Genomic DNA, 17,651 nt, shown 5'->3' on the forward strand with positions numbered 1-17,651 from the left:
AAGCCGAATTGGGCCCGCTTCTAAAACGGCTTCACGAAGAAAATCAGGATGACATCCAAATCAAAAGCCGCTATGCCGATTACTTGATCGCTACCGAGAAATTGGCAGAGGCGGTTCCGCTACTTACGGATTTAGCTAGGATCCAACCGATGCAGGGCCTGCGTGCGGCAGCGATTTTCCGGCAACTTGGTCAGCACACGGAATCGGATCGTCTAGCGGAGCAAAGCTTGGCGTCGGTCAGTCAACTTTGGAAGGAACAACCGACCAGTGCTGCGATCGCCTTAGCGGTTGCACAGAATCAATCATTCCTTCAGCGACATCGTGATTCCGTCAAGACGCTTGACACGGCGCTCAAACGAGCCAAGACGGCGGACGACACGAAAGTCCTACGAGCAGCGATGGCAGATACGATCGTCGCTTGGGTGCACTATATCGAAGCATCACGCGGCGAATCGGAAGAGTACCAACCGCAGTCGCTGCAAATGTTGCAACTGGCACTTCAATACGCACCGAATCATCCTCGAGCCTTTGCGTGGATCGTCAACCTCGACCTTGCGGCTGCCGAAACGTTGCCGCAGCGGGGAGCGATTTTGAATAATCTAGCCGTGGCAATGGCGACTCGCCAAGGAGGTGACTTGGAACAGGCGTTAAAGATCTCCGAATCCGCCATCGAATACACAGAAGATCCCTCACCTCACTACTACGAGACTCGCGGACAGATCCTCATGAAACTCGAGCGATACACCGATGCGATCCCGGATCTCGAACGAGCTCTGAAGGTCGAGTCGCTTCAACGGAACGCACATAAATCGTTGGTAACGTGCTATGACGCCATCGGGCAAAAGGAAATTGCCGAACAGCATCGCAAAGCAGGCGTGGCGATTGCACAGCGGCAACCTCAACCGAAGTGAAGATCCGTCAAGAATTTCAGTCCGCCGAGACAGGCGTCAATCGCGGCCATCACTTCGTTAATCCGACAGTTCGCAAACGAGTATCGCTGCCCTAAGATTAGAGATTTGGACAAAGCTCCCGTTACCGAAAGATCGGTCGCTGTTGCGATGCGGGTACCGCAGGACCGGATGGATTCGCAATACGCTGAGGAAACCGTTCATCGGCAAGACTGGCCTGAGCTTTGCGTCGAAGTGTTTGGGCCACCCAGCCAGCCAAATCTTCGCGATCACCCTGCGTGTGAGGACCCGTTGCCATCGGTCCCGCAACGCTGTTGAACTCGGACTGATCGAATGCGAGTTGCAATTTTTCTGCCAGACTTGGTGCGGACGGATAGACCACGGCTCCTACTAAAATAATGTTTTCCTGGGTCATCGAAGCGGTCACGCGGCGCGGCCGAAACATGACTCCTAGTCCGGGGATGTCTTCCAACAGCGGGACACCGCTGCCTTGCTCTTCGGTGTTTAGCGAGACGCGAAAACGGCTGACTTCCTGAAGATCGAGACTCGGTATGGTCACATCGGCCTGAACAATGTGCCGCTGTACGCCCGACGCGTTGGCGGTTTCCGAGGTGTCGTCACGTTTCGGCGTGTGAGCATACATCAGGTGAAACGCCACGCTAAAGCCATCGGGTTGAATGACGGGGGTCACCGCCACATCGTCGCCGACCGAAACGGTGATTCGCTCCGATGTATCCGCGAGTTTCTCCAAGTGTTGTCCGGGAGTGGGGATTAAGCCCGCTTTCGCCAAGTAGCCTGAACTTCCCGGAGCCAGTGCATTGCCGGCCGCCAATATCGCACCGGCCTGGGAAAGTGCGTCGGCTTCTTGTGCGAGTCCTTGGGCAACTTGCAGGCCCTCTTGAAGCAGCACGGGGCGGACAGGACGATCCAGGACTGCGACTTGGCCGGGGCTGACGCGAGCGAGCGTCCGATCGGGTGTCAAGAGCGTCGTCGACTGAATCTGGCCCATTCGCGATTTCCATTTGCCGGAATCGCGACGCAGGTCGGCCAAGACCGGTTTCCAAAACTGCGCTCGCATGTCCTCTTCAAACGCCTCCGTCACACGCTTTAGCAAAGCGTCAAGCGTGGCAACTTCTGATCGCAAAATTTCTTGCAGGTCAAGGACGTGCGAGGCATGGTCCTCGATCACACTGTCCGCCAGTTTGCTGAACGAGGCCGCATCCATGACATCACCCGACCACGTCGGAACGCTTGGTGAAGACCCTGTCTTCGACGACGTCAGCGTCAACAACATCCGATCGCTACGTAACGCCTGCAACGCAAGCTCGCTTTGTCGAAGCTTCATTGCTGCCAATTGGTATCGGACCGTTGCGATTTGAATCGGGTGGACGGAGTTCGATTGCTCACCGATCGTATTTAAGAATGCCAAGGTTTGCGAGAATCGATAGTCAAGTGATCGCGGCTCGGAAGGTTCGGTCTTTTCCGTCCCGCCTTTGAATCGATCGAAGAACGACGGTGCGGCAGCATTCGAGTCTCGATTCCCTCCGATGGATTGTTGGTACTGTTCATGTAGCTTCGGCAACTCCACGGCTGCAAGTCGTTGGAATTCGATAACGACCTGTTGCCTGACTTCTTGATTTGCCAGGGCCACCAAGAACAACGTCGTCAGAATATCTCGGGAATCGAGCATCGCCACCGATAGAGAGACATTGCCTCCGCTAAGTCTGCGAATGTTCTCCAGACACGGCCCGTAGAAGAAGGCTTCTTCAAATCGCCCTGGATTCGATGCAGCACATTGAGCCGCCACATTGGCTAAAGCGGTACGGAACAACTGCTGGGACTTCTGGCTCATTTGACGAGCGTGACTAAGGTACAGGTCAACAGCTCCGTGAACCCCTTCCACCGCCGCATCATCGGGGACGGTAAACTGGGCGACATGGAATCCAAGCTTGATCTGACCCACGGGCTGATCAATCTCATAGACCATCCGCGTGATCGCATTGACGCCTTCGAGGGGACCTCGCAAATGCAGCAAGCCCTCGCCTGCAACCGTGATCTGCACTTGATCAACCGGCGCTGAATAGAGTTGCATCTGCGGCTGTTGATCACCTTTGAGTGACCTCGTCGGGGCAACGGGCTGTCCCACAGGGTCTCGCACCATGGCGATCACCTTCTCCGTGTCACGGCTGTAATACAGCGGAATCATCCGGGTCGCCTCGACACGGTTTCGTGACGAAATCGCAATCGATTCCTTGATCTCCTGCGAGTCGCAAATCGCCGCAGTCAAACCAAAGCCGAGTAAGACGCACGCGATGCCACAGGCCCGGGAAAAGCCAGTCTGGATCTTGGTCAATGCGCTGGTGCGTCCTGAAGCATGCATCGATATTTTGTGTTGTGCTCGCTTCCTGCGTCATGAATCGGCTCGAACTTCAGTCGAATCTTATAGCACTTGGCAAATACCAGATAAAGATCATTTGCAAATCGCGTCATGCCGAGGGTCTATTGTTCTGGTGCACATCCTGCAGTGCGATCTTAGCCCAACCCCCCCATGCTTCCACCGTGCAGGTCCTTAAGGGCGATGGCCGATTCAAGCGAAATCTCGAGCATTAATAGATCGTTCACGGCGTTGGACGGGAGCCTGGGAACACGTGTTTTAGGTGACCACAACCGAGCAACTGCACGAATCTCGGAGAGAGCGAGTGCGCATTGCGCAATGTGAGTGTCGTAGTTTTGCGAATAGACGTCCAAGCCAGACCGAGTGATGCTGCATAGCACCAACAAACTGATTGACTCAAAAAGAGAAGGAATGCGACGCATGAAAGTTATCATTGTAGGTGGTGTCGCCGGCGGTGCTTCCTGTGCCGCACGTTTGCGCCGCCTTGACGAAAAGGCAGAGATCTTGATGGTCGAGCGTGGACCTTATGTTTCCTACGCGAACTGTGGCTTGCCGTACCACGTCAGCGGCGTGATCGAAAAAGAAGCGAGCCTGTTGGTCGCCAGTGAGAGACTGTTTCGTGAACAGTTTGCAATCGACGTGCGCACCAACTGCGAAGCCGTGTCGATTTCCGCAAAGGACAAAACGGTCCAACTGCGGAATGTCTTAACCGGCGAAACCACGACCGAGTCCTACGACAAACTGGTTCTTTCCCCTGGTGCCCCATCGCTTTGCCCGCCGCTGCCAGGCGTCGATTTGCCGGGGATCTTTCATGTTCGGACCGTGCCCGATGCGCGAACGATCCGCCAATGGATCGAAAGCGGGACGACATTTTTAACTGGGATGGCTAACTATACCGGCATGCAAATGGCCAAACCGACGCGACGAGCGGTGGTCGTCGGTGGCGGTTTCATCGGTCTCGAAATGGCGGAAAACTTGACGCATCTTGGCCTCGAAGTGAAGGTCATCCAAAGGGGAACTCAAGTGCTCGGACCGCTCGATCCCGAGATGGCTCTTGTCATTGAGAATCATTTAACAAGGCACGGCGTGCATGTCGTGTTCGGAGACGGAGCGGCGGGGTTTAGCCAACTGGACAACGGTGGCATCGAGGTCCAAACAGCGTCAGGAAAGACCTATCCAGCCGACATTGTCATTTTTGCCATCGGTGTACGACCCGAGACGAAGCTAGCCCAAACCGCTGGGATTGAGATCGGCGAGCGTGGTGGGATTCGTGTTAACGATTCGATGCAGACAAGTGATCCCAACATTTACGCGGTTGGTGACGCGATCGAAGTGAAGGATTTTGTTACCGGTAAGTGGAGCCTCGTCGCGCTGGCAGGACCGGCGAACCGCCAGGGCCGAATCGCAGCCGATGTGATTGCCGGACGCGATTCAAAGTACCGCGGAACCCAAGGGACTTCGATCATCGGTTTGTTCGGAGGCGCAGCGGCTTGGACCGGGGCCAGCGAGAAGACGTTGAAGCGACTCGGTGACGACGACTACGAAAAGATTTACCTCTACCCGAACGCGCACGCCGGTTACTATCCCGGTGCCAAGATGCTGGGCCTAAAGGTGATTTTTCGCAAATCCAGTGGACTGGTTTTGGGTGCACAAGCGATCGGTGAAGACGGACCTGCGGTGGACAAACGCATCAGCGCTATAGCGATGGCGATCCAGCTTGGTGCGACCGTCTACGATCTCGAGGAATCCGAGCTTTGCTATGCACCTCAGTTCGGCAGTGCCAAGGATCCAGTGAATTTTGCGGGGATGGTCGCAGGCAACATTCTGCGCGGTGATATGCCGGTGTGTCATTGGGAAACCACTGGCTGTGAATTCCTGCTTGATGTGCGCGAGCCGGTGGAGTTGGCGATCGAACAAGTTTCCGGTGCGATCAACATACCGCTCGGCCAACTTCGTTCGCGTCTTGACGAGCTACCTCGCAACCGCGAGATCCATGTGATTTGTCGTTCAGCGCAGCGTGCCTACTATGCAGTTCGCATTCTGTTGCAAAACGGATTCAAGGCCAAGATCGTTTCCGGCGGCATGTTGGCCCGAACGCACGCAGTGTCATAGCTGGATAAGGCGGCTTCGCCGCAATCTACTGTGGCTGTGGCTTCCAGCCTCAGTCGGTTTTGATCTGGGGCTGGAAGCCCCAGCCACGTAGCGGATCACGGGCATCAACACAGTACCGAACCATAGGAACCATGAAATGACGAATAGCACGGCAACTCAGAACGAAAACACAGCACGAGTCACGGCAGATGACGCTCGAATCGATCGGCTGAAAGAGCGCAACAGAAGTACACCTCAGGAGCTTGATTTCGAGCGGATCAGGATCATGAAAGAGGTGTATGAAGCGACGCCCGGTGACGTACAGATCCTGCGGCGTGCCAAGTTCCTGGCGGCTCTGTTGGAACGCAAAAAGCTTTTCATTGATGACAACCTCTTCGTGGGTGCCATGGCAGGAAGCTACAAGGCTATCTACCCCAATCCCGAGTGGAACGTCCTGTGGATGAAGGAAGAGAAAACCGTTGAAAAATCGAAAACCAAGGAAGACAAAGAAGCCAATGCATGGGCGCTCGAGTACTGGGACGAGCGTGGGCTGAAGAGCCGGACGGAATCCATATTCCAACAGCGATATGGTTTCGATCCGGCCCCGTGCTACGAATCTGGTCTCGTTGTTCCGTTCCATGACTGGCCGGGTGGCGGCGGCAATCTCAACTACCCGATGGTTTACCAGCAGGGTCTTGCCAGTGTCATCAAGGATGTCGAAGAGCGGATGATGTCCCTGGAAATGCGTCTGGAGAACACAGACAAACTTTACTTCTACCAGGCCAGTCTCATTGTGATGAAAGCGATGATCCGCTGGGCGAACCGTTATGCCGAGTTGGCTCGCGAAATGGCTGCTAAGGAGAAAGACGAAGTCCGCAAGGCGGAATTGATCGCCATTGCCGAGACCTGCGAGCATGTGCCCGAGCACCCGGCCCGCAACCTGCGGGAGGTCATGCAGTGCCATTTCTTCTGTCACCTGGCCGCAGAACTTGAGCAGGTCGGCTGCGGATATTCAGAGGCCTACCTGGGCCAGAACCTGCAGCCCTACTACCAAGCCGACAAGGATGCCGGGCTGATTGACTATGACGATGCCGTCTTTATGTTCCAGAACCTCGTTGTCAGGTTGAATGAGATTAACTATTACTACGGCGAGAAAGTTGCCCTGCAGAACTCTGCCGACCTGGGGCAAAGTATTACCCTTGCGGGCTATACCGAAGAGGGGGGAGATGCCACGGCGGAGATGGACTACGTGATCCTCGATGCCTGCACCTATCTATCTTTCCCCCAGCCACCATTGTCCTGTGCACTCACCCCTAAAACGCCGGGCAAATTCCTCGAAAAAGTGCTCGATTGTATCGGTACCGGGGTCGGCATGCCCCAGTTCGTTAATGCCGACGTGATGGTAGAGCGGGCACTGTACCTGTGGGGGAACACGGAGAGAAATGGCGCTCTTCCCCTCGGTAAGGCCAGGCGGACCTGTGTCGGGGCGTGCGTGGGGAGTTACATCCCCTATGAAACAGGTCATCCGGTGGAGGGACAGCCTAATCTCGGCAAGGTGCTCGAGCTAACCCTGAACAACGGCTTCGATCCTCGCACCAAAAAGCAGGTCGGGCCCAAGACAGGCGATCCAGAGACCTTCAAGGACTTTGAGGAGCTGTATGCGGCATTTGAAGGGCAGCTTCAATTCGCTGAAGATGTTCTCCGCCGGGGAGCCTGGATTGCGAGCATGCTGAATGCCGACTTCCTGCCCTGTACCTGGCGATCCATCCTGACCAAGGGCTGCATTGAAACCGGCCTCGAAACCTGGAAAGGCGGCGCCAACTATTACACGGTCGCCCAGATCTCTGTCGGAGCAGTGGATGCGGGGAATGGACTGATGGCCATCAAGGATCTCGTATTCGACAAGAAGAAGCTGCCCATGGCTGAACTCAAGAAAGCCCTGGCGGCCAATTTCGAAGGGGAATACGAAAAGGTCCATAAGATGTGCTACGAGGATGTACCCAAATACGGCAACGATATCGATGAAGTGGACTTCATGGTTCGCAGGGTGAATGACAGCGTATTGCGTGCATTTGAAAGTGTAGACGGCGGTGGCAACTACATCAGCAAGGACATCAAGACCTCGATGGACCAGTACACCAAGAGCGTGCACAACCTGATGGGCTTGGTGACCGGCGCATTGCCCACCGGCAAGAGAGCCGGTGTGGCGCTCACCGATGGAAGTTTGTCTGCCATGCCGGGGACCGACACCCACGGCGCTACCGCGCTGATAATGTCTGCAACCAAGGGTAACGATCCCGTCAAGTGGTGTGCAACGCATATGAACCTGAAGCTCCCGCCAGATCAATTAAAGACGCGGAAAGGCCGGGACAGCGTGCTGAACCTGGTCAGAACCTTGTTCCAAAACGGTGGCTATCACGCTCAGTTCAATGTGCTGGATACGGAGATGCTGAGAGATGCACAGAAACATCCGGAAAACTATCGTGACCTCGTGGTTCGTGTTGCAGGATTCAGCGCGTTTTTTACCCAACTCCATGTGGGCGTGCAGAACGAAGTGATCGAACGCACTTTGCAGCGTTGCTAGTGACGTTTAACGGGACTGGTACGGCGTGTCGCTACGCCACGCCGTACCGGATCGTCCATTATCATTAAAACACAGGTCACGACAATGAATAGGGAAAAGAGACGAATTGCGATCAACGTGGGGGCTGGCTTCGTGCCAGGACTGAATGCGGTGATCAAGGGCGCGGCGCTGGCGGCCACGAGACTGGGGTGGGAGCTTGTCGGAATCCGCGACGGGTTTAGCGGAGTTTTGAACCCGGATCAATACGACGAGGGTGGGATACTGCCACTGAGTCCGGCACTGATCGACAACCTCGATCCCTCCGGAAGCCGCCTGCTGGGCATGTCCCGCCGCGTCGATCCATTTCACGTGAGGTGCGAAGATGAATACGGCATGCTGGAGGAACGCGACATGTCGGATCAACTGCTGGCCACGCTCAAGCAGGAAGGCATCGATGCGGTGATTTCTGTCGTGGGCATGCAGGGATTGAGTATTCTCTTTAAGCTGAATCAGAAAGGCCTGAATACGATCTGCGTGCCGCGATCGATCGAGAACGACATTGCATCAACGATGGTCTCCTTTGGTTTCAACAGCACGCTGAGCTTCACCATCGAAATGCTCGATCGTGCACGACAGGCGGCACAAGCATCGCAGCAGGTCTTCGTTGTCGAAGTGCTCGGCGAGCAAGCTGGCTGGCTCGCTTTGCAGTCCGGTATCGCCGCCGGTGCCGATGCAGTGGTGATCCCCGAAATTCCGTGCAAGCTCGATGAACTGGCAGCCGAACTGCAGTCGCGGGTCAACGCCCAGCGTCCTTTTGGCTTGATCGTGGTCGCCCAGGGTGCCCGATTCGTGGAGGACGCGAAACCTGCCGACTCTGAACCCGCCGTCAATTCACTGAAGGCATCTCTGTCACCCATGGCCACCGAACCGAGTGGGGCGCACACCATCAACCGCTCAGGATTTGCTGCAGAGACCGTTGCCAATGGACTTCAACAACGCACGGCTTTGGCTGCCAAGTCCATGGTGCTCGGACCTTGGGTCCGCGGAGGTGCTTCATCCGCCGTGGACCGTCAGTTGGGCTTGGCGTATGGCGCTGCAGCAGTCAACGCCCTCGAGGCCGGCAAGGACGGTGCAATGGTCGCCTTTGTTCCACCTGACATCAAGTATGTACCGCTGGAGGACGCGATCAACAAAGTCAGAACGGTGACTGAGAACAACGAGTTCATTCAGATTGCCCGTTCCCTTGGCATCTATTTTGGAGGGAAACAATCATGAGCCCAACGACCAAAAACGCCGCTCTAACTGGCCGAGTCCTGAACATCCAGCGTTATTGCAGCCATGACGGCCCCGGCACTCGCACCAGCGTTTTCCTCAAGGGCTGTTCGTTGCGTTGCAAGTGGTGCAGTAACCCTGAAAGCATCCGCCCCAAGCCTGAACTTGGCTATGACCCCAAACTGTGCGTCGGCAAAAAGGAATGCGGTGCGTGCTTGAAAGATCCTTTCCCTCAGGGCGCCTTCTACACGCTCGATGGGCCGGATGACAAAGTCCATGTGAACTGGGATCTGGCCAGTGGCTGCACGGCCGAGCACACCACGCTCTGTCCAACAGACGCTCTGTATATGTTCGGCGAAGAGATGACTGTCGACCAAGTATTAAACGAAGTGGAGAAAGACGCCTCCTTCTACCACAACACCGGCGGGGGCATGACGCTCAGCGGCGGGGAATGCATGTTGCAACCCGATTTCAGCGCCGCATTGCTGGAAGAAGCACACAATCGTGGCATCAATACGGCCGTCGAAACGGCATGCAATGTTCCCTGGGAGTTCGTCGAGAAGGTGCTGCCACACGTCGACACGATGTTGCATGACCACAAGCTGACGATCCCAGATCGGCACAAGAAATGGACTGGCGTGGACAACAAACGCATCCTCAACAACTTCAAGCGAGCCTACGAAACCTTCCCTGATATCGACTTCATCGCGCGGACGCCGCTGATCCCAGGAGTCAATGCCGATGAGGAACACATCCGAGCGGTGTTGGCGTTCATTCGTCCCCACAAGAACGTGATCGATTACGAGTTGTTGCCGTATCACCGATTTGGTTTGGGCAAGTACGACTTCCTCGGCAAGGTTTACGAACTGGCGGATTTCCAGTCACCGTCGGATGATCTGGTCAAGCATCTTCAAGCGATCATCGACGAAGCATTCGGACGAACGCTGGTAAGCACAGCTCCCTAACTGGACAGCGCTACTTTGGGTGAGCTGCAAGGCGCTCACTGAATGACAAGCGGGCGATGTCCCGCTAGAAACCATTTCCCGAAACCAATCCGTAACGATTTGGAAATCAAGAGAGAAAGAGACACCAATGTCAGAGGAAATACCCTCCGTTCCGAAAGCAAAGCAAACCGTTTTGGGTCTCTATGTGACGGCGCAAGAAGCCTATGCAAGCTGGCAGGCCGATCCCGACAACGTGAAGATTCTGGATGTTCGCACACCCGAAGAATTCCTCTTCGTCGGACATCCACCGATGGCATGGTTGGTCCCCGTTGTCGCACAAAGCTACGCATGGGATGCAGAAAAGGGCAAGTTTCCGATGACCATGCTGCCGGACTTTGTCTCGCGGGTGTTGGAAGTTGCAAAGCCCGATGACACGATTTATGTCACTTGCCGTTCAGGCGGGCGCAGTGCCATTGCCTGCAATTTGCTTGCGAATGCCGGATTCACCAAGGTCCATAACATCATCGACGGCATGGAGGGAGATGGAAACGGAGATTCAGATAGTTCGGCTCAGGGCGGCTGGAAAAACTCGGGCTGCCCGTGGACAAAAAAGCTCACTCCCGAGCGGATGATTCTGCCTAAAAGCCCCCTGAGTACTTAATGCCGTTGATGGCACCGAGGTTTTCCATGGTTGTGAACAGCTAAGTGAAAAAGCTGTGCCCCGTGAAGAAGAGGTCCCCAGCGAAGACTAGGAAACTTGAGTATATTTGAGTGGATCATTTACCAGCATTGTGTTTCCGATAACTGCAAGAAGAAGATGAACCTTGGAAACTTTCATCATCATTGGCGTCGTACTCGTTATCGTCGTACTCTGTTCAACGAGCAGTACCATTAGTGGAGCCTTGATTCCGCAGAGCGTTCGTGATGCCGTATCGAAACTGATGCCCGGCAGTCCGATCGTGGATGCGACGGCAAACATGGAAGGTGAAACAGTCGTGTTTGTGGGCAGCAAAGCGAATTCAAAAACGGTTTACGTTCGGCGCGGTGGCGAGATGACCACGGCGTGTACTTATAGTAGTGCTTCAAGGTTCCCTCGTAGCGGGACGTTTGCCTTTATCGGGTTTGAGCATAATCTAAAGCCGGGCATGGAAGCCATGGCAGAGCAAGCCGAGACACGCATTCGAAAATGTCTGACGGAGGCATTAGCACTGAAGCAGTTTCAACTCGCGGAACAAGAGGTTGCAGACATTTTGATCACTGTCTTTTGTGCTCTGGACGACCACGTCGAACTCTTCACTCTGGGGGAAGCCTTTGACGAACCCGATGGCCACAAATGGGGCACAGCCCTGAGGACCGCGTTAAGACACGATCAGGTCGACGAAATGGCAACCTTTGCCAGAGGTTCACTGTTGATCGAGGTGGTGGATGCGACGACCGATGACGTTTGGCAGGCCGTGGCCATGGCGGACATCGTTGTCGAAGTCAGTGAAAAGGAGCGGGCTCGAAGAACGCATCGGGCAATCTTCCAGATGCTCGATAAGTTCCCACCCAAATCAGCCAAGCAATCGCCTCAATGTGAAGGCTAGCGTTGCGTTTTGCGCAATGCCCATGTCGTAGTTCTACGAATGGTCTCCGTTTTTCGCGTCTGCTAGACTCGAACGCGGAAATCCAGCGGGTTCAGCGCTAATGCAAGTCTACGAAACGGAAAAATCGGAGCAAAATCACTATGTCGAAAGCCAAACGTCCAAAGAATTCCGACACCCAAAAAAAGGGGAAGTCGGCGCACTCGGAGCTGGGTGGAGGGTTGGATAGAATCGCTGAGTTGGCGGCAGCGCATCCCCATCTGGAAGAAGAGCTTACTTCTATTGCCGAGCTGGTGATTGCCAAGCTGGATGAAAAGGGAACATCGCAACCACACGAGAGCGACGACAAGAAGGCTTCGGAACAGCAGAATGTTGAAAAAGTGACAAAAAGGCAAAAAGGGAGCAGTTCAAAAATGGCCAATAAAATCAAAGAAACCACCTATGCCAACACCAAGCTCAACAAGGTGAAGCTGAACTGGAAAGAGGTCTATTACACCAACTGCCCGCTCGTTTCGGCGTCGAATGTCGACGAAGGCATCGGCTTGACCAAGAAGGAGTTCAAGAAGATCGGGGTGAACTATCGCTACCTGCGTTCCACCCCCGAAAACGACTGGTATCCGCATTACATCCACAACATGGACAACCTGATCCGCTTCGGCGGACTATTCCCGGCCATCGATGTTCGCGGAAACCTCAAAGAGACCTGCCTTTTGGGTGTCACGCAGATGCCTGCCGAGGGCGGCGTGATGATGGTGCGTTCTGGAGATGACATCTACAAGATGTCCGATCTGAAAGGCAAGAAGATCGGTCTCTCCAAGAGCATGAACAAGATCAAGGACGATTGGTGGCGCATTCAGGAGCACCAAGGGATCGAACTCATGCTCCGGATGAACGACATGACCATGGACGACATCGAGCTCGTCGAGTTTCCCTATGCCGACGACTGGTACAACGATCCGGAAATGTTGAAGTCGTCGGTCATGGAGCTCTCGATCGACCTGTGGCTCAAACGCGACCACAAGCACGACCTGGCCTTCCGCCCGCTGGAAAGCGCTCTGGAAAAAGGTACCATCGATGCGATGTACACGCAGACCAAGCCGCTCCAGCAGCTCTCCGAGGATACAGGTAAGTTCGCGGCGATCGAGGACCTCTCCCGCTATCCGGACTGGCGTCTGCAGGTAGCCAACATTCCCGCTGCCATCACCTGCACCAAGGTCATGGCTGACAAGCACCCCGAACTCGCCGTCACCTTCATGAAGGGCATGATTCGGGCCGGTCGCTGGGCCAATGAGAACAAGCGCGCCGCGGCGGAGATTCTCGACCAGCAGACCTTCTACCGCGATGTCGAGCACACCTACCAGGGAATCCGGGACGTGGACCTCGTGCCGAACCTCTCCCTTTTGAACGTGGCCTCCGTCGAAATCGGCAAGAACTTCATGTTCAGCCACGGCTACATCAAGAACGACTTCGATGTGAGCGAATGGGCCGCGCCCGAGTTCCTCGAACAAGCCGGTCGGGAACTGCTGGAGGAGGAATGGAAGAAGCGGAGCACCGCCAAGCTTCCCGAAGCTGCGGACCCACTGGCAGGCGGAGGAAAGCTCGGCTAGCCCTTCAACTCAAGGCGACCGGGCCTCGTTCATGAACCAATCACCATCACCGCCGGTCCGGTGATGGGCAATGAATCAACCGGAAGCCACAACGATGTCTGACAAAACAGACAAAAGCGGAGAACCGACAGCAGGTTCTGCCGCCGATCTCTCAAAAGCGGCACCGCAGATCAAGGAGACGACGTTCGAAAATACAAAACTGAGCACAGCTCCATTGGACTGGAACGAGGTCTGGTACACCAACTGCGTGCTCATATCCGCCGCTAACGTCGATCAGGATCTGGGTTGGACCAGGGAGGAGTTCAAGAAGATCGGCGTGAAGTTTGCCTACCTCCGTTCCGTCGGTGAAAACGACTGGTATCCGCACTACATCCACAACCTGGACAACCTGATCCGCTTCGGCGGCCTGTTTCCGCCCATCGCCGTTCACGCGGACCTCCGCCGGACCCGACTGTTGGGGGTGACGCATGCTCCGCACGAGGGCGGCTGCATGATGGTGCGCGCCCGGGACGACATCTACCGGATGATCGACCTGAAAGGCAAGAAGATCGGCCTCTCCAAGAGCCTCAACACCATCAAGAACGATTGGTGGCGCATCCAGGAGGAACAGGGCATCGAGTTGATGCTGCGGATGAACGGCATGACTAGGGAAGACGTCGAGATCTTGGAGTTCCCCTACGCGGACGATTGGTACAACGATCCCGAAATGCTGAACCCCATCGAAAACCCGTCCGAATTGCAGACCATGCGCGACCACAAGCACGACTTGTCCCAGCGTCCGTTGGAGCCCGCGCTGGAGACAGGCGTTGTCGATGCGATCTACACGCAAAGCAAAGTCTTCCAGCAACTGCAGGAAGCGACGGGCAAGTTCAAAGCGATCGAAGATCTGTCCCGTTATCCGGACTGGACCCTGCAGGTGGCCAACATCCCCGCGGCCATCACCTGCACCGAGGTCATGGCCGAGAAGCACCCTGAACTCGTCGTGGCATACATGAAGGGCATGATCAAGGTTGGACGCTGGGCCAACGAGCACAAGCATGCCGCAGCAGAGATCCTCGACCGCACGACCCTCTACCTGGACGTCGAGCACACCTACCGCGGGATCGAGCACATCGACATGGTGCCCAACCTGTCGCCGCAGAACTTGGCCTCCGTGGAGATCGGAAAGGACTTCATGCTTAGCCACGGCTACATCAAGAACGACTTCGATGTGCAGCAGTGGGCCGCGCCGGAGTTCCTCGAGCAGGCGGCGAAAGAGTTGCTCAACGAGCAGTGGGTGAAGAAGACCGGGGAGAAGCTTCCCAAGGCTCCGGCGGCACGGATAGGGTAGTCTGGAACACTTCAGTCCCGTTCTGCCTTCCCAATGGGTCGGCAGAAGCGGGAAGTTTGAAATCAAAAAAAAGGTAAGGATGATGGCGAAGCACACGACGGATACCGGGAAACCGGCCTGTTGCGGCCCCGGCGTCCTTACAGCATGCACGATCAAGAATGTTGAAGAGAAGAACGTGACAGATAAGAAAAATACGCGGATGCAGCAACTCGGTTACCGTAAACCGGCTGATGTGCCGGAGCCCGATCAACTCGTCCTGGTCGAGTTCGTCTCTGACGGGCGCGTGGCGATCATCACCCTCAATCGCCCGCATGCCGATAACGCCATCACAACGGAACTGGCCGCGCAACTGATCGAAGTCCTCGAGACGATCGCAGCCCGTTCCTCCGTGCGTGTCGCCATCCTGACCGGAGCGGGAGACCGAGCCTTCTCGGTGGGCGGCGACCTGTACCAGCGTAATGAGATGACCAAAGAACAATGGCTGCGGCAACGCCAGGTTTTTGATCGCGTGCTTTACACGCTGCGCCAGTTGCGTCGGCCCATTATCGCTGCCGTCCACGGGATGGCATACGGCGGCGGCTGCGAGATGGCCATCAGCACAGACTTCATCATCGCCTCCGACGATGCCGTCTTTGGCCAACCCGAGGCGATGGTGGGCCTGTCGGCCGGCGGCGGCTCGCCAGTGCTGCTGCCCCGCGTGCTCCCTCCGGGCAGGGCCATGCAGATGCTCATGACCGGCGATCCGATCACGGCTCAGGAGGCGCACCGGTTGGGCATGGTTAACGAACTCCACCCCAGCGACAAACTCATGGAGGAGGTGCTCCGCATCGCGGAACGGATTGCCGACAACTCACCGACAGCGGTGCAGGCGGTCAAGCGTGCCGTTCAAATGGGACAGGGTGAACCGGTGGAGCAGGCCGTCGCGATCATGATGGATGAGCACTGGCGCTCGGTCGTTCATCCCGACCGCGTCGAGGGCATTCGAGCTTTCACGGAAGGCCGGGAGCCGACGTTTCCGGATCCGGATTTCTAAGACACCACTTTGCGCGCAGAACAACACATCCATTCAACAGCAGCAAGAAACATGAATACCAGCTACACCATGGATGCAATCATCAAAGTTGATGAGAGTTTATGCATTACCTGCGGCAGTTGCATCAGAGCATGCCCAGGTGGTTTGATCACGAAAAAAGATTTTCCCGTTCCTATCGATAACTCTTGGGATTTGTGCATTGACTGTGGTCACTGTGTCGCTATTTGCCCGACCGGTGCCATGCATCAGCGGTCGATGGGGCCTGAGGATTGCGAGCCGATCGATATTCATCTTATTCCCAGATGGGACCGGGTCCGACAATTCCTGGTTTCACGGCGTTCTGTCCGTGGCTATATCAACAAACCCGTCGAGAAAGAGAAGATCCTGCAAATGTTGGATGCTGCTCGTTGGGCGCCGAACGGAGCGAACCGCCAGGTCATTCGTTGGCTTGTGATCAACGATGCGGCCGAGGTTCACCGGATCTCAGGGATGACAATCGACTGGATGAAGCAAGTCAAAGAGTCGAACGCAGCGCTCTACCAGGAAGCCAATCTCGAAGTGTTTGTCGAAGCGTGGGATGGTGGCATCGATCGCATTTCCAGGGGGGCTCCCTGCGTTATCCAGGCCTATGGACCAAAAGACGAACGGACAGCGGCGCCGGCTGCCATGATTGCCATTAACTATTGTCAATTGGCAGCAACCGGACTCGGTTTGGGGACCACCTTTACCGGAAGTATCAATACCGCCAGTCAAGCCTACCCACCGCTCATGGAGGCATTGCACATGCCGGAAGGTTACGTTCCTTATGGATCCTTCGTGACCGGTTATCCGGCTGAGCAATACCACCGTATTCCCGCAAGGAAGGCCTCCGATGTGACCTGGCGCTAAAGATCCGATAAACAAGAACAAAACAATAGCGAACCAAACGATTCGACAAGGCTGGCCCTGCAAACCAGTGGCCTATTTGTCAGGCTTGTGCTCGTTCGATGACCGCCCGCCGAAAGTCAAACATCAAATCAACGCTTGCCCGTCAGAACTTCTACGATGAGAAATCCCTGATGCAACCAAAAGAACACGCTGGAATATGCAGAAGCCGCCCGGCCCTCGTTCTGTTGCTATTCAGTCTGGTTGGCATCTTTGCAGCGGTCGCCACACCGAGTGCCATTGGACAGGAAACCATAAGTGAACTTCCGAAGGAAAAACAAACAGCGCTTGGTCTCTATGTGACCGCCGCGGAAGCCTACGAAATGTGGAAGGCTGCGCCGGATGGCGTCAAGGTAATTGATGTGAGGACGCCTGAAGAGTACGCATTTGTTGGTCACGCGGAAATGGCCTGGAATATTCCCGTGGCGTTTGTGACCTACCAAAGGAAAGATGGCAAAACGGAACACGGTGCGAAGATGAATCCCAATTTTGTCGCGGAGGTCAAACGACTGGCCGGCCCCACCGACACGCTGTTGGTCATGTGCCGCTCTGGGGGCCGCTCTGCCATGGCTGTGAATCAACTCGCGTCAGCAGGCTTCAAAAATGTCTTTAACATCACCGACGGAATGGAAGGAGATAAGGTTGAAGATCCTGGCAGCGTCTTTCTTGGAAAGCGAATGAGGAACGGCTGGAAGAACTCCGCGCCCTGGACCTACGGCATCGATCCGGAAAGAATCATTCTTGCAGAAGGCGCCTCAAAGCAAACCAAACCTTAGAATCTTTCGTTTAGCTGGGCAGCGCCACCTCGTGGGCGATTTACTGAAATTTCCCGAATCAATCTCGGACTGAGCGGCAAGACGCTAGTCGCCGGTATTTCGTGTGCATAACCGGCGGCTAGTGCCTTGCCGCTCACAAAGTAGCGCTGTCCAGTTAGTCTTGCCTTATCTTTTGGACCGCAGTTTGTCGGCAAGGTACAACCCGTTCAAATAGCAGAACAACAG

Annotated in this window: 12 protein-coding genes and 1 pseudogene; 12 read left to right on the forward strand and 1 reads right to left on the reverse strand. The window is 55.5% G+C overall.

The genetic code is table 11. From position 1 onward, the window contains the following. A pseudogene (locus Poly41_RS30625) lies at positions 1-911 on the forward strand (hypothetical protein); the annotation flags it as partial. Positions 912-1,032: 121 nt separating this feature from the next. On the opposite strand, the gene Poly41_RS30630 reads toward Poly41_RS30625, so the two are convergent. Continuing rightward, entirely contained in the window at positions 1,033-3,288 is a 2,256-nt protein-coding gene (locus Poly41_RS30630) for a hypothetical protein (RefSeq protein ID WP_146531188.1), read from the reverse strand. Between the two features lie 435 nt (positions 3,289-3,723). Here Poly41_RS30630 and Poly41_RS30635 point away from each other — a divergent pair, with 435 nt between their 5' ends. The 11 genes from Poly41_RS30635 (at position 3,724) to Poly41_RS30685 (ending at position 17,426) form a co-directional block, all read left to right on the forward strand. Continuing rightward, positions 3,724-5,415, forward strand: coding sequence for an FAD-dependent oxidoreductase (locus Poly41_RS30635; protein WP_197231875.1), 1,692 nt, complete (start codon positions 3,724-3,726; stop codon positions 5,413-5,415). 136 nt (positions 5,416-5,551) lie between these two features. Then, a complete protein-coding gene (locus tag Poly41_RS30640; RefSeq protein WP_146531190.1) occupies positions 5,552-7,978 on the forward strand; it encodes a pyruvate formate lyase family protein in 2,427 nt (808 codons plus the stop codon). Between the two features lie 84 nt (positions 7,979-8,062). After that, positions 8,063-9,232 carry a 6-phosphofructokinase gene (locus tag Poly41_RS30645; protein ID WP_146531191.1) on the forward strand — a complete coding sequence of 390 codons (1,170 nt, stop codon included), beginning with the start codon at positions 8,063-8,065 and terminating at the stop codon, positions 9,230-9,232. After that, positions 9,229-10,194 (forward strand): glycyl-radical enzyme activating protein, encoded by a 966-nt coding sequence (locus tag Poly41_RS30650; protein WP_146531192.1) that lies wholly within the window; start codon positions 9,229-9,231, stop codon positions 10,192-10,194. The genes Poly41_RS30645 and Poly41_RS30650 overlap by 4 nt, the downstream gene beginning before the upstream one ends. Before the next feature lie 127 nt (positions 10,195-10,321). After that, a complete protein-coding gene (locus tag Poly41_RS30655) occupies positions 10,322-10,834 on the forward strand; it encodes a rhodanese-like domain-containing protein (RefSeq protein ID WP_146531193.1) in 513 nt (170 codons plus the stop codon). 163 nt (positions 10,835-10,997) lie between these two features. After that, positions 10,998-11,759, forward strand: a complete 762-nt coding sequence (locus tag Poly41_RS30660; RefSeq protein ID WP_146531194.1) for a DUF4136 domain-containing protein — start codon at positions 10,998-11,000, stop codon at positions 11,757-11,759. A 140-nt stretch (positions 11,760-11,899) separates the two neighbouring features. Further along, positions 11,900-13,363, forward strand: coding sequence for an ABC transporter substrate-binding protein (locus Poly41_RS30665; RefSeq protein WP_146531195.1), 1,464 nt, complete (start codon positions 11,900-11,902; stop codon positions 13,361-13,363). A 94-nt stretch (positions 13,364-13,457) separates the two neighbouring features. Beyond that, positions 13,458-14,693, forward strand: a complete 1,236-nt coding sequence (locus tag Poly41_RS30670) for an ABC transporter substrate-binding protein (RefSeq protein ID WP_146531196.1) — start codon at positions 13,458-13,460, stop codon at positions 14,691-14,693. A gap of 79 nt (positions 14,694-14,772) precedes the next feature. After that, entirely contained in the window at positions 14,773-15,726 is a 954-nt protein-coding gene (locus Poly41_RS30675) for an enoyl-CoA hydratase/isomerase family protein (protein WP_146531197.1), read from the forward strand. A 51-nt stretch (positions 15,727-15,777) separates the two neighbouring features. After that, entirely contained in the window at positions 15,778-16,614 is an 837-nt protein-coding gene (locus Poly41_RS30680) for a nitroreductase family protein (protein WP_146531198.1), read from the forward strand. A gap of 98 nt (positions 16,615-16,712) precedes the next feature. After that, positions 16,713-17,426 (forward strand): rhodanese-like domain-containing protein, encoded by a 714-nt coding sequence (locus Poly41_RS30685; protein ID WP_197231877.1) that lies wholly within the window; start codon positions 16,713-16,715, stop codon positions 17,424-17,426. The last annotated feature ends 225 nt before the right edge of the window (positions 17,427-17,651 follow it).

The sequence above is a fragment of the Novipirellula artificiosorum genome (assembly GCF_007860135.1).
Lineage (GTDB): Bacteria > Planctomycetota > Planctomycetia > Pirellulales > Pirellulaceae > Novipirellula_A > Novipirellula_A artificiosorum.